The organism is Staphylococcus aureus (genome assembly GCF_001027105.1).
Taxonomy (GTDB): Bacteria; Bacillota; Bacilli; order Staphylococcales; family Staphylococcaceae; genus Staphylococcus; species Staphylococcus aureus.
The window spans coordinates 62,978-77,724 of record NZ_CP011526.1; the positions used below are offsets into that span (position 1 = coordinate 62,978).

Annotated in this window: 9 protein-coding genes and 1 pseudogene; 3 read left to right on the plus strand and 7 right to left on the minus strand. The window is 32.9% G+C overall.

Annotated features, from left to right (window positions below):
• Positions 1-485: 485 nt before the first annotated feature.
• From AA076_RS00280 to AA076_RS00290, 3 genes are all read right to left on the minus strand, one after another.
• Positions 486-2,147: a Na/Pi cotransporter family protein gene (locus AA076_RS00280; RefSeq protein ID WP_001791835.1), complete on the minus strand. Its 1,662-nt coding sequence runs from the start codon at positions 2,145-2,147 to the stop codon at positions 486-488.
• Positions 2,148-2,472: 325 nt separating this feature from the next.
• On the minus strand, positions 2,473-4,248 hold the full coding sequence (locus tag AA076_RS00285) for an oleate hydratase (RefSeq protein WP_000291842.1): 1,776 nt from the start codon (positions 4,246-4,248) through the stop codon (positions 2,473-2,475).
• A 173-nt stretch (positions 4,249-4,421) separates the two neighbouring features.
• A complete protein-coding gene (locus AA076_RS00290) occupies positions 4,422-5,294 on the minus strand; it encodes a DMT family transporter (protein WP_001038103.1) in 873 nt (290 codons plus the stop codon).
• A gap of 112 nt (positions 5,295-5,406) precedes the next feature.
• Between AA076_RS00290 and AA076_RS00295 the strand changes: the two are divergent.
• The 3 genes and pseudogenes from AA076_RS00295 (at position 5,407) to AA076_RS00305 (ending at position 9,321) form a co-directional block, all read left to right on the plus strand.
• Positions 5,407-6,804 (plus strand): annotated as a pseudogene (locus AA076_RS00295) (aminotransferase-like domain-containing protein).
• A gap of 189 nt (positions 6,805-6,993) precedes the next feature.
• Entirely contained in the window at positions 6,994-7,467 is a 474-nt protein-coding gene (locus AA076_RS00300; RefSeq protein WP_000036327.1) for a DUF1648 domain-containing protein, read from the plus strand.
• A gap of 261 nt (positions 7,468-7,728) precedes the next feature.
• Complete coding sequence (locus AA076_RS00305; protein WP_000173902.1) at positions 7,729-9,321, plus strand: L-lactate permease; 1,593 nt, start codon at positions 7,729-7,731, stop codon at positions 9,319-9,321.
• Positions 9,322-9,649: 328 nt separating this feature from the next.
• On the opposite strand, the gene spa is transcribed toward AA076_RS00305, so the two are convergent.
• The 4 genes from spa to sirB all read right to left on the minus strand — a co-directional run bounded on the left by spa (position 9,650) and on the right by sirB (position 14,732).
• Entirely contained in the window at positions 9,650-11,200 is a 1,551-nt protein-coding gene (gene spa / locus AA076_RS00310; protein ID WP_001836344.1) for a staphylococcal protein A, read from the minus strand.
• 420 nt (positions 11,201-11,620) lie between these two features.
• Positions 11,621-12,373 (minus strand): HTH-type transcriptional regulator SarS, encoded by a 753-nt coding sequence (sarS, locus tag AA076_RS00315; RefSeq protein WP_000876756.1) that lies wholly within the window; start codon positions 12,371-12,373, stop codon positions 11,621-11,623.
• A 368-nt stretch (positions 12,374-12,741) separates the two neighbouring features.
• Entirely contained in the window at positions 12,742-13,740 is a 999-nt protein-coding gene (gene sirC / locus AA076_RS00320; protein ID WP_000136636.1) for a staphyloferrin B ABC transporter permease subunit SirC, read from the minus strand.
• Positions 13,737-14,732, minus strand: coding sequence for a staphyloferrin B ABC transporter permease subunit SirB (gene sirB / locus AA076_RS00325; protein WP_000924997.1), 996 nt, complete (start codon positions 14,730-14,732; stop codon positions 13,737-13,739). Before sirB ends, sirC begins: the two co-directional genes overlap by 4 nt.
• Positions 14,733-14,747: the final 15 nt, after the last annotated feature.

Below are 14,747 nucleotides of genomic sequence, written 5' to 3' on the forward strand. Positions count from 1 at the left end.
GACACGCCAAGTGTTTTGATAATGATATAAATGAAAGTAAAGCAAATTAAATGAGGAAATGTATAGAGCAGTGCATATAGATAAATCTATGATTGGATTAACACTAATATAAATATAAATGAAAATGAAAAACCATCCACTTAAATTTTTGATAAGTTAGGTGGATGGTTATTTATTGCGTTGTTCTAAAAATTTGGACATTTATATGGAAAGAACTATATATAATGTGAAGGTTATGGCAATTCGCTTCAATGAAGGCGACGTGTAAAAGTGTATATTAAACGTTTCGGGGTCAGACTCCGAGAACAGTGTCCGTCATGCTTACCGCATACTAATGAAGCATTATTATATCAGTGTTTATAGCCGATTTAAGATAATAAATTTTGCTAAACAAAAAAGCCAACCCATGAATGTTGGATTGGCTTTTTACATGCATCTGAATCTCTAATTTTAAAAAAATATGAATATAAATAAGACAGTAAAAATTAAATTTCAGTTGTTGCAATTTCTTCATCTGTAGGTACATCATCGTTAAGGCCAACAAGTGCTTCAGAAACATTTCGTGAATGATAACCGATACGTTCAAGAACACCAATCATATCGATATATAGTAATCCGCCTTTTGTTGTACATTCACCACGATTAAGGCGTTTAATATGACCTTTGCGTAGTTTATGTTCAATATTAAATGATTCTCTACTACGTTCTACAATTTCATCTTTTTTCGTTTTGTCATAAACATCTAACATGTCGATGGCTTTATCAAATGACTCAGCAACATGGTTGAATAATTTATCCATACCGCGTTGTGCATCTTCTGTAATGCGAATATCTTCATCATGTTGGCGTTTTAATTGAGCGACATACTCTTCTGTTAGCTCTGCTACTTTTAAAATAGAGCGATTGACATCAAACATAACTGCTAAACGCTCAACGTCTGCCTTCGTAATGGCTTTTGTAGAAATTCTAACTAAATAATTTCGAATGCTATCATTGATTGTTTCAACAGCTTGATGCTTTTGTTCAAGCTTTTTGATCAATTTTTTATCGTCTTTTGTAATTTCGCGAATGTCTTCAAACATTGATAAGACAATCTGACCCACATTTTGTAATTCTTTTTGAGTTTCTTGTAATGCAACACCAGGTGCGTGATAAACAAGATCTTTGTTTAAGTGCTGAGGTTTATAGTCATCAGCAATATCTTTACCTGGGACAAGCTTTGTAACAATCCATGCTAAACCTGCTACAAATGGTAATTGAATCAAAGTATTTGTTATGTTGAAGATACCATGTGATACTGCAATCGTCATCGCTGGTTTTAAGTGCCATAAATCTTGTAACAAACTAATCAAATGAATCACAACTGGCAAGAAAATTGTGAAGATAATTACCCCGATTAAGTTAAAGATGACGTGTACAAGCGCCGCACGTTTTGCAGCGATTGAGCCGGCTAAACTAGCTAAGATAGCTGTAATCGTGGTACCAATGTTATCGCCTAGTAACACAGGGATTGCTGCGTTTAAGCTAATTAAATCTTGTTGATAAAATTCTTGTAAAATACCAATCGTCGCACTTGAACTTTGAACTAGTGCTGTTAACCCTGCGCCGACAATGACAGCGAGTATTGGATTTGTAGACATATCAAGCATTAATTGCTTAAATCCATCTAATGATGCTAAAGGTTTAACGGCATCACCCATAAATTCTAGACCGAAGAATAGTGAACCGAAACCGAATAGTATGCGGCCAATGTTATTGATTTTAGAGCGTTTAAAGAAAAAGATTAAGAATGCACCTAATGCTAAAATTGGCATTGCATATTCGCCTAAATCTATACCGATAATAAATGCAGTTACCGTTGTTCCGATATTAGCACCCATTATCACTCCAATGGCTTGTTTCAATGTCATAAATCCAGCTGTTACCAGTCCGATTGTGATAACTGTCGTACCTGAACTACTTTGTATTAAAATAGTTACAACGATACCTGCAATAACACCTAATACTGGATTTGATGTAAATTTGTTTAAAATATCTCGTAGCCTGTCTCCTGCTGATGCTTGAAGCCCGTCTCCCATGATTTTTAAGCCGTAAAGGAAAATACCTAAACCACCTAAAAAGGAGAAAATGACTTCTGTAACCGACATTTCCATTATTTCACCTCAAATAAGCTTTATATTTAGATTATCGCTTATAATTGTAAATTTAATGTTAAGATTAGGTAAAATTATTTAACAATATATGTTATTTGTATATGACTTGTAAAATATCGTCACTTATTATGTAAATTTTCAGTGTGAAATGGCAGGTTTGCAATCACTTGTTTAACAAAATGATGCAATCAATCATGTAATTATGTTTCATCAAAAAAATCATGAGAGTGGAACAACGAAATAATTTTTATGAAAACATCATTTCTGTCCCAGTCTCATGATTTGAAATCACCAAATAAAAATCTATTAATGGTTTTCGTTATAACAATTTGTGTTCTTTTAATAATGACTCAATGTACGTACCTTTTATCTTTTTAAGGAATCCTGCTAATGCGAGTTTTTGCATTTTCGAATCTTTAGTAATCTCACGCAAATCTTGGTGGTCATTCAGTTCGTATATGGCATCCATTAAGACGCGAAGATCAAATGGACTATTGATGACTTCTGGAATACCACGATCTATATTTAGTAATTGATAAACAGCTTCCATGGCAGTACGAACCGAATATTCTGTTGTAAATACAGTGTCTCGCTCTGTTTCTGCAAAGTTACCAATAAATGCTAAGTTCTGAGATTGATGCGGGACGACTAAAGGTCTGTCGCCGATAGCACGCGTCATGAAATAAGATGTGATATATGGCATATAAACAGGAATCGTATTAGATGCATGTTTTGCTAAGTCTTCAATTTTGTCAGTTGATACACCTAAGTGATACAGCCATTCTTGGCATATTTCATTACCACTACATTCTGTAATTGGCTTTTTAATATAATCGCCGTTTACATCTGAATATAAGGCATAAATCCATGTAGATATTTCATTTTCAGGTTGGTCTTTAAACTGTTGCTGACGATTGATTGTAAAACTCATTTGCCATGCAGAATCATTGATTGTAATAATACCGCCTGTAACTGTTTTGCCTGCAAGTGGGTCACGTTTACAAATACTTTCTATTGTATCGATAATCTCTTTATTGTTTGTTGTAGAAGTTGCTGAAACAAACCAACTTTTTTTAGGAATATTTTGGCAAAACTTATCAGGATTACCAAATTCAGGACTTTGTCGCGCTAAATTTTTCCATAGTGTCCAACTACCACCTAATTCGTCAGTTGGTGGCGCTGGTGTATCATTATCACCATAAGTAGAGCTTTCTGTAATACTACCGTTTGTCACAAAGACAAGATCGTTTATAGTCAGTTTAATAGATTCTGCATTACCATTACGGTCAATTAATATTTCTCGGGCAATTTTTTGACTTGTCGTAACATCTATTTTAATATCTTCGACTTTTACATCGTATTCAAATTGAACCCCATGCGATTTTAAATATTCAACCATAGGTAATACTAAAGATTCATATTGATTATATTTAGTGAATTTTAAAGCTGAAAAGTCTGCGAGACCACTAATATGATGAACGAATCGCATTAGATAGCGACGCATTTCCATTGCAGAATGCCACGGTTCAAATGCAAACATCGTTTTCCAGTAAATCCAAAAGTTTGAATTAAAGAAGTCATCGGAAAATACATCTGTTATTTTGACATCATCTAAATCTTCTTCATTCGTTAAGCATAAATCTAAAATTTCTTTAATCGCCGTTTTAGTCAAAGTGAAGTCTCCGTCTGTGACTAAACGTTGACCCTGTTTCTCAATAACACGACAGCGAGAATAGTTAGGGTCTTCTTTGTTTAGCCAATAGAACTCATCTAATACAGACGCGTTATCGATTTCTAATGAAGGGATAGATCTGAATAAGTCCCACAAACATTCAAAGTGGTTCTCCATTTCACGACCACCGCGGACAACATAGCCTTTTAAAGGCATATTTTCACCATCAAGACTACCACCTGCTTTAGGTAACTCTTCTAAAATATGAATCTTCGAACCTTCCATTTGACCATCCCTTATTAAAAAACAAGCTGCAGCAAGTGAAGCTAGACCAGATCCGATTAAGTAAGCGGATTTGTTTTCTACATTTTCAGGTTTTTTAGGGCGCGCAAATGCTTCATAATTTCCATAACTGTAATACATATCCACCAAGTCCTTTCGTATTAGAATACACTCAGACTATACCCCTTTGTGAATTGCAAATATTAGTATTTATATTGGTAAATTTGACGAAATTAGATCATTTTTATATTTTTGATTTTTAAAATTTTATCACTCGAATGTTTTTGGATTCTGAGGTGCGGGACTTGGAATAATTATGTATTTTGAAAGAAGTTACTTAAACTAACGCCTAGTAGAGTGATAATTCCGCCTATAATAGCAAGGGTTGTTGGTAGCTCGTCTAATAACAGATAAGATAATAATAAAGAAACGATAGGTGTTAAATAAAGAGACATTGTTGCATCAGAGACACCAACTGACTTCACAATATAAGCAAGCAAAACGTATGGAATTATAGTAGGGAATATAGCTAAATAAAGTACCGATACTATTGATGTAAAAGTGGCGCCGTGTATATCGTTGATGATTTCAGGAATAAAAATAAGCATAAATGGTGAGCTTGCCATTATTGTATATAGTGTGAAAGCGATGAAGCCGTATTTTTCTATGTATTTTTTCTGGAAAGTAAAATACAAACTTTCACTAAAAGATGCAAGTAAAATAATAAAAACACCTAATACATTAATAGTTGTGTAATCATCTTTACTTATTGAAATAATGGATATTCCTATAAATGCGACGAGTGAACTTAACCAATTCCATTTTGAAAAATGCTCTTTTAAAAATATATAAGCTAAAGCACTAGAAAAAATAGGCGTTGTAGAGACTAGAATTCCAGATATACCTGCACTAATCAAAGTTTCACCAAAATTTAAAGCTGTGTGATATATCACAAATCCACAAAATCCTAAAATAAAAATAACAGGGATATCTCTTAGTTCAGGGGTAGGCAATTTCTTTATAATTACGAACGGCAAGAGAATTATTGTTGCTAAAATTAAACGAAATGCCGACAATGATTCTGCACTAAAATCATTTAACGCAATCTTTATCATTGGAAATGCAGATCCCCACAATATGATAGTAAATAAATATGATAGAAAAGTAGTGTCTCGAAGTTTATTCATTAATATCATCACTCCTTTAATTATGTGTTTCTATATTAAAAAATATGATTTAAAATGAGTACAACCAATTTTGAATGGATTTACCTATCCAATTTTAAAAGGGAGGGAGAAGATGGCTAAATATAAAGATATTGCTAGTGACATAAGAGATAAAATAATCACAGGGGATTGGTTTTATGGAATGAAAATACCTTCACATAGGCAGTTGGCGATACAGTACAACGTAAATAGAGTAACGATTATTAAAAGTATTGAGTTATTAGAAGCTGAAGGATTTATCTATACTAAAGTAGGTAGTGGAACATATGTTAATGACTATTTGAATGAAGCACATATTACAAATAAGTGGTCTGAAATGATGTTATAGTCCTCTCAACAAAGAAGTCAGTATACGGTGCAATTAATTAATAAAATTGAGACAGATGATTCGTATATACATATAAGTAAAGGTGAATTGGGTATATCGTTAATGCCACATATTCAATTGAAAAAAGCCATGTCTAATACAGCCAGTCATATTGAAGACTTATCTTTTGGTTATAATAATGGCTATGGTTATATCAAGTTAAGAGATATTATCGTTGAACGAATGTCAAAGCAAGGTATAAATGTAGGTAGAGAAAATGTAATGATCACTTCAGGCGCTTTACATGCCATTCAACTTTTATCTATTGGGTTTTTAGGTCAAGATGCCATAATAATTTCGAATACACCATCATATATTCACTCTACAAATGTTTTTGAGCAATTGAATTTTAGACATATTGATGTTCCTTATAATCAAATTAATGAAATTGATACCATCATTGATAGATTTATTAATTTTAAAAATAAAGCGATTTATATAGAACCTAGGTTTAATAACCCGACAGGTCGTTCTTTAACGAATGAGCAAAAGAAAAATATAATTACTTATAGCGAAAGACATAATATTCCTATCATTGAAGATGATATCTTTAGAGATATTTTCTTTAGCGATCCAACTCCTTCTATCAAAACTTATGATAAATTGGGAAAAGTTATACATATAAGCAGTTTTTCAAAAACGATTGCACCAGCAATAAGAATAGGTTGGATTGTTGCTTCTGAAAAAATAATAGAGCAATTGGCAGATGTAAGAATGCAAATTGACTATGGATCCAGTATTTTGTCACAAATGGTTGTATATGAGATGTTGAAAAATAAGTCTTATGATAAACACTTAGTAAAGTTAAGGTATGTTTTAAAAGATAAACGAGACTTTATGTTAAACATCCTCAATAATTTATTTAAGGATATAGCACATTGGGAGGTTCCAAGTGGAGGTTATTTTGTATGGTTAGTCTTTAAAATAGATATAGATATTAAATATTTATTTTACGAATTGTTAAGTAAAGAAAAAATATTAATCAATCCGGGTTACATTTATGGCAGTAAAGAAAAGAGTATAAGGCTATCTTTTGCCTTTGAATCAAATGAAAATATTAAGCATGCGCTCTATAAAATTTATACATATGTGAAAAAGGTTTAATTAAAACAATAATTCGAATCATTATGTGGCATGTTAAACAGCTAAATATAAGCTATGCACATTTAACAAGCGGATACTCCTGACGCAATTATAGTATCATTACATATTGTTTAATCGTTTGGGGTAATGTAATTAAAAGGTAAAATAGGCAGAGTGTTATACATAAAATGTAAAGAAAGAGGCGATAGAATGTCTAAAATCAGGTCTTTTACAATATTAAGTCTACTTATTTACTTAGCTATGATGTGCTATACAGTAGTGACCTATCCAAAATTACCAACCAAAGTGCCTATTCATTATAATTTAGCAGGGGATGCTGATAATTTTGCTGATAAATGGGTGCTGCTTTTGATTAATAGCGCATTTATAGTGATTTGGCTTATATTTTTCATTGCAGGTAGATACTATGAACGATTTGCCAAATGGTCACATTATAATCATACACCACGTGAAATTCGAGCGATTAAATTATTTTTAAGTACGTTAAATTTAGAGATTATGAGCTATATGTCTATCTTCACAGTATTAGAAATTTGGCAAATACAACACCATCATCAATTCAATTTACTATGGTTTAATATGATATTTATCATTATCATTGGTTTGACGCTTGTCATATTTTGTTTACTTCCTACAATTCATAAAATGAGAGATTCTCAATAAAAATATAAACTCTCATGATGCAGTTTTGAAGCGAATTCCTGAGATTATTATAAATAATATCTAGTATTTATAATTAAAATGATATATTATTTATTATAGTTAAATATTGTGTATATTTTGTGAACTTTTTGTAAAAATTCGATTGCCTGTCACATATAGGAGTGTTACATTTTAAATATGTGATCATCGCAAAATATAAGTTGAAATAGGTTGTAGATTAATCAGAATGATAAATATTTTATATAAAGAGAGGGAGTCATTATGACACTACTTACTGTAAATCCATTCGATAATGTCGGATTATCAGCCTTAGTTGCAGCAGTACCTATTATTTTATTTTTATTATGCTTAACCGTTTTTAAAATGAAAGGCATTTATGCAGCATTGACAACTTTGGTTGTTACATTGATTGTGGCTTTATTTGTATTTGAATTACCAGCGCGTGTATCAGCAGGTGCGATTACAGAAGGCGTTGTTGCCGGTATTTTCCCAATAGGATATATCGTTTTAATGGCAGTTTGGTTATATAAAGTTTCTATTAAAACAGGACAATTTTCTATTATTCAAGATAGTATTGCAAGTATTTCAGTGGACCAAAGAATCCAACTATTATTAATTGGATTTTGTTTCAACGCATTTTTAGAAGGTGCAGCAGGATTTGGTGTGCCAATTGCGATTTGTGCAGTATTATTAATTCAACTTGGATTTGAACCATTAAAAGCAGCGATGTTATGTTTAATTGCTAATGGTGCGGCGGGTGCCTTTGGTGCAATTGGTTTACCAGTTAGTATTATTGATACGTTTAACTTAAGTGGAGGCGTTACAACATTAGATGTTGCGAGATACTCAGCATTAACACTTCCAATTTTAAACTTTATTATTCCATTTGTTTTAGTATTCATTGTAGATGGTATGAAAGGTATTAAAGAAATTTTACCTGTCATTTTAACAGTGAGTGGTACATATACTGGATTACAATTATTATTAACAATATTCCATGGTCCAGAACTAGCAGACATTATTCCATCACTAGCAACAATGGTGGTGTTAGCATTTGTTTGTCGTAAATTTAAACCGAAAAACATTTTCAGATTGGAAGCGTCTGAACATAAAATTCAAAAACGAACGCCTAAAGAAATTGTCTTTGCTTGGAGTCCGTTCGTAATTTTAACTGCCTTTGTATTAGTATGGAGTGCACCATTCTTCAAAAAATTATTCCAACCTGGAGGTGCACTTGAAAGTTTAGTAATAAAATTGCCAATTCCAAATACTGTGAGTGATTTATCGCCTAAAGGAATTGCGTTGCGTCTCGATTTAATTGGTGCAACTGGGACAGCGATTTTATTAACAGTAATTATTACAATTTTAATTACGAAGTTAAAATGGAAAAGTGCAGGTGCTTTATTGGTCGAAGCAATTAAAGAATTATGGTTACCGATCCTTACAATTTCAGCTATCCTAGCTATTGCTAAAGTTATGACATACGGTGGTTTGACTGTAGCAATTGGACAAGGTATTGCTAAAGCGGGAGCAATTTTCCCATTATTCTCTCCAGTATTAGGTTGGATTGGTGTGTTTATGACTGGTTCAGTTGTAAATAACAATACTTTATTCGCACCTATTCAAGCGACAGTGGCACAACAAATTTCAACAAGCGGTTCATTACTTGTGGCAGCTAACACTGCAGGTGGTGTAGCAGCGAAACTTATTTCACCACAATCAATTGCCATTGCGACTGCAGCTGTTAAAAAAGTTGGTGAAGAATCTGCATTATTAAAAATGACGTTAAAATACAGTATTATATTTGTTGCTTTTATTTGTGTTTGGACGTTTATACTAACGTTAATATTCTAAATATAAATAATGTTGTCACTTGGATTCAAATGACATTTTAAATCTAATTATTCATGAATCGAACTAGTACGAAATGCAATGAGCATCTTGTCTAGTTCGATTTTTTAATGCCTAAAAATGTCATATATGTAATCAGAGTAGAAAGTGTTGAGGCGTTTCAGAAGTTGTTTAGAAAAGTAAGTAAAATAAAAAATGCACTGAGCAACAAAAGATGTTGCTCGTGCATTTAGATGATTCTTATCATTTCAAATAAGAATGTGTTAATCAACGTATATAAGTTAAAATTGGTTTGGATAAAATGATATCTATCGTTGTGTATTGTTTGTTTTTATAGTTCGCGACGACGTCCAGCTAATAACGCTGCACCTAAGGCTAATGATAATCCACCAAATACAGTTGTACCGATGAATGGATTTTCTTCACCAGTTTCTGGTAATGCTTGAGCTTTGTTAGCATCTGCATGGTTTGCTGGTTGCTTCTTATCAACAACAAGTTCTTGACCAGGTTTGATCATGTTTTTATCAGCTAATTTGTTATCTGCAGCAATTTTGTCAGCAGTAGTGCCGTTTGCTTTTGCAATGTCATTTACTGTATCACCAGGTTTAACGACATGTACTCCGTTACCATCTTCTTTACCAGGTTTGTTGCCATCTTCTTTGCCAGGCTTGTTGCCGTCTTCTTTACCAGGTTTTTTGTTGTCTTCTTTACCAGGCTTGTTGCCATCTTCTTTACCAGGTTTTTTGTTGTCTTCTTTACCAGGCTTGTTATTGTCTTCTTTGCCAGGCTTGTTGTTGTCTTCTTTACCAGGCTTGTTGTTGTCTTCTTTACCAGGCTTGTTGTTGTCTTCTTTGCCAGGCTTGTTATTGTCTTCTTTGCCAGGCTTGTTATTGTCTTCCTCTTTTGGTGCTTGAGCATCGTTTAGCTTTTTAGCTTCTGCTAAAATTTCTTTGCTCACTGAAGGATCGTCTTTAAGGCTTTGGATGAAGCCGTTACGTTGTTCTTCAGTTAAGTTAGGTAAATGTAAAATTTCATAGAAAGCATTTTGTTGTTCTTTGTTGAATTTGTTGTCAGCTTTTGGTGCTTGAGCATCATTTAGCTTTTTAGCTTCTGCTAAAAGGTTAGCGCTTTGGCTTGGGTCATCTTTTAGGCTTTGGATGAAACCATTGCGTTGTTCTTCGTTTAAGTTAGGTAAATGTAAGATTTCATAGAAAGCATTTTGTTGTTCTTTGTTGAATTTGTTATCCGCTTTCGGTGCTTGAGATTCATTTAACTTTTTAGCTTCTGACAATAGGTTAGCACTTTGGCTTGGGTCATCTTTTAAGCTTTGGATGAAACCATTGCGTTGTTCTTCGTTTAAGTTAGGCATATTCAAGATTTCATAGAAAGCATTTTGTTGTTCTTTGTTGAAATTGTTATCAGCTTTCGGTGCTTGAGATTCGTTTAATTTTTTAGCTTCACCTAAAACGTTAGTGCTTTGGCTTGGGTCGTCTTTAAGACTTTGAATGAAGCCGTTACGTTGCGCTTCGTTTAAGTTAGGCATGTTCAAGATTTCATAGAAGGCGCTTTGTTGATCTTTGTTGAAGTTATTTTGTTGCGCATCAGCTTTTGGAGCTTGAGAGTCATTAAGTTTTTGAGCTTCACCTAAAACGTTAGCACTTTGGCTTGGATCATCTTTAAGGCTTTGGATAAAACCATTGCGTTGATCAGCATTTAAGTTAGGCATATTTAAGACTTGATAAAAAGCATTTTGTTGAGCTTCATCGTGTTGCGCAGCATTTGCAGCAGGTGTTACGCCACCAGATATAAGTAATGTACCTAAAGTTACAGATGCAATACCTACACCTAGTTTACGAATTGAATAAATGTTTTTCTTTTTCAAATTAATACCCCCTGTATGTATTTGTAAAGTCATCATAATATAACGAATTATGTATTGCAATACTAAAATCTATATTTATAATTAAATTTAAAGGTAAGTTTTACAACTTATAAAATAAATATTTTGCTGAAAGATTTATTCAGGAAGTAAAAGGCTTAAAACCGCAAAATCACGCTATTTCGATTAATAAAAACAGATAAAATATAGAGATATTTTTTATAATGAAAGCGGTTTAATACATATGAGTTAAAAAATATTTTTAAGAATAAAGTGGGGCTTTGAATGTGCTGAGGTTTAATTTCGGAAATGGTTTTAAGTGATATAGAAAATAGAAAGTTGTTCATTATGTGCTGAGGTTTTATTAAAAAATAGAAAACACAAGTGCACTTTAGAATACAGCACACTTGCGTAATAGAGATATTATTCAAAAACAAGATGTAAATGATCTTTATCTGCTAATAATTGATTCACTTGAGCTAATAATTGTTCAGCATGGTCTTGCTGCGCGTCATCCATATGAATTAAAATTTTTCTTTCATCTTCAGTTGAGCGTTCTTTTATTAGATAGCCTTGCTTTTTTAAATTATTGAGAGCTCTAACAGTTTGAGGGTATTTATGGTGGATTGTTTCAATTAAATCTTTAAGAAGAACGATGTTTTTATTTTGAGAAGTGATAATAGCTAGAATTGTGAATTCTACAAAACTTAATGTTAGATGTTTTTTGATAATATTCTTGAAATACATTGTATACATCATCAAGTTTAGAAATTCTTTACTATCTTTTGGTATCATCTGTGATTCACTTTGATCTGCAAGGTTAAATTGTTTAATGATTTGATCAAACAATGTAACACGTTCTGCAATTTTCTCTCGTTGTTCTTCAGATATTGAAATGTAAGTATTACGCTCATCAATTTTACTTCGAACTTTACTAATATATGAATGTTTCACAAGTACTTTTATATGCTGTACTAAATCCGATTGTTTATAACATAAATCTGAAACAATCTTCTTAAATGGAAGTGTGTTTTCTTGCTGATGAAATAAATAAGTCAGTAATATAAATTCTTTTATAGTCATATCGACTTCAGGCTTGACTTTTTTCTTAAAACGAAACATATATGCTTCAATGATTATAAAATCTCTAATTTTGTCATGGTTATTATATTTCATTGTTTTATCTCCTTGTATATGCACTTTATTTTAATATAACACAATATAATAAGAAAAATAATCCATAATTTACAATTAAAAATAATATGATATTTTTATTAAAATTTGTGTTTTTGAATAAATGACATTATCAAACACTATATTTAAATAAGAAATAGTTATCGATATTTGAAAAATCGAAGAATATTGATTGATATTATAGAATATGAGTCGGTGTTATTTGTATATAAAGTATTAATATGTAATTAAGAAAGTCGACGCTTGTTAACAATAACAACAACTATATGTATAAAAAAACCTCGCAACGGTTAGTTAACTGAATCATTTAGCTAACTTCGTTGTGAGGTCATTTTGTTTTAATAATATCGTTATAACTTTTTCACGGTTAATAATAAGTATATGAAGAATGGGGCACCAAAAGCAGCAATAAATACACCTGCTGGCACTTCTTTAGGCAAGAATAAGGTACGCCCAATTAAGTCTGCAATAACAATTGATATGGCACCAATCATTGCTGACATTAGTAACTTTTTAGCATAACTTCCGCGAACGATTGTTTTCGCGATATGTGGTGCGATTAAACCGACAAACCCAATGTTACCTACTAAACTGATTGCCATAGATACGAGTATAGTAGAAGTGATTAATTGGATTAGTTTCATACGTTGTACATGTAAGCCTAAGCCAATCGCTACAGGGTCATCAAGTATAGATATTTTCATTTTTGGTATAACAAGAAATAACAACGGCACAACAGCTAAAATAACCATACCCAAAATGATTGTATCTTTAAACGTAGCACCGTAAAGACTTCCGACTAGCCATGTATAAGCTTTGGCAGCAGATAATTGCTTCGTTGTAATGAGTAATCCTTGGACAAGCGCAATAAACAACGTTTGCATCGAAATACCGATGATTATGAGTGTTGTCGGGCGTATTTGTCCTTTCGTTTGAAACACTAATAGTATCATCATTGCAACTGCGCCACCTAATACTGCAAATAGTGGAAGTAAATGTATTGTTAAATGGCTGAAAAATGCAATAAAGACAACAGCACTTAAGCTAGCACCACCTGTGATACCGATAATATCAGGTGAGGCAATTGGATTTTTTAATACATTTTGCAACATTAAACCACTCATTCCTAGTGCGGCACCTGCTAAAATCGCAAGTGTAATGCGAGGTAAGCGTAATACTTCTAAAGTGAATTGATCCATACTGTCATTTGGATTTATAAAGTACATCAGTACGCGTTGTAATGGTATAAAGCTTGAACCAATCATCATACTTACCACTGAAACGATGGCTAAAAAGATTAACGCGAAGATGAGATGGTAATTGTCTTTTTTATTAATCTTTTCGGTCATAAGCGTTGACGTCCTTTCTTCATAATATAGATTAAGACAATAGCGCCAATGACAGCGGTAACGACACCGATAGGCAACTCTAGTGGCTTAATTATTATACGAGCAACAATGTCTGAAATGATCATTAGGATTGCTCCAGCTAATGCAGTAAAAGGAATTAAATACTTATAGTTTGGTGGTAATAATCGTTTGCTAATATTCGGTACGATAAGACCCACAAAGACGATTGATCCAGCTACGGCTACCGAAATACCGGCTAACATACTGATGAGCATAATAATCATCCATTTGATTAATTTTATGTTTTGACCGAGGCCGGTTGCAATGTCGTCACTTGTCATCAAGATGTTGATGTGTGCAGCCATGCTAAATGCAATTAAAATAAGTATCAATACAAGCGGAATAATCCATGGGATATCCCAAATATTACGTAATGAAACGGAGCCACTTAACCAAAATAATAGGCCTTGTAAGTCTGTTTCGTTCATAATAAGTATGCCTTGAGTAAAGGCTGTAAATAGCATCGCAATCGCAGCACCTGCCAAAATGACACGGTGAGGTGAGAATAGTGTTTGTCTAAACATACCTAGTGCAACAACTAATACAGTAACAACAATAGCCCCCAAAAATGCAATAACTACAATCATTTTAAAAGATTGAATTTGGATAAATGTAATACTAAAAATGACAAAAAATACTGCGCCTGCATTGACACCGAAAAGCCCTGGTGAGGCTATTGGGTTTCGTGTAAGTGCTTGCATCAACAAACCTGAGACAGCAAGGGCAGCACCAGTCAATAACGCAATGATTGTTCTCGACGCCCGTGCACCAGTGACAACATCATGTAAATCGTTTTCACTATCAAAGTTGAATAACGCCTGTATCACCGTACCTGGTGACACAAGCGTATTTCCAATCATTAAACTTAAGATAGCTACTATTGCAAGACATAAACCAGCAATAACGATTTGGTATTTTGGTTTAAGTAGCATCGTAAAACTCCTTAA

Bases quoted from the DNA above. Each gene is read 5' to 3' on its own strand.
- AA076_RS00280 (WP_001791835.1), bottom strand. From the start codon at position 2,147: ATGTCGGTTACAGAAGTCATTTTCTCCTTTTTAGGTGGTTTAGGTATT.
- AA076_RS00285 (WP_000291842.1), bottom strand. From the start codon at position 4,248: ATGTATTACAGTTATGGAAATTATGAAGCATTTGCGCGCCCTAAAAAA.
- AA076_RS00290 (WP_001038103.1), bottom strand. From the start codon at position 5,294: ATGAATAAACTTCGAGACACTACTTTTCTATCATATTTATTTACTATC.
- AA076_RS00300 (WP_000036327.1), top strand. From the start codon at position 6,994: ATGTCTAAAATCAGGTCTTTTACAATATTAAGTCTACTTATTTACTTA.
- AA076_RS00305 (WP_000173902.1), top strand. From the start codon at position 7,729: ATGACACTACTTACTGTAAATCCATTCGATAATGTCGGATTATCAGCC.
- sarS (WP_000876756.1), bottom strand. From the start codon at position 12,373: ATGAAATATAATAACCATGACAAAATTAGAGATTTTATAATCATTGAA.
- sirC (WP_000136636.1), bottom strand. From the start codon at position 13,740: ATGACCGAAAAGATTAATAAAAAAGACAATTACCATCTCATCTTCGCG.
- sirB (WP_000924997.1), bottom strand. From the start codon at position 14,732: ATGCTACTTAAACCAAAATACCAAATCGTTATTGCTGGTTTATGTCTT.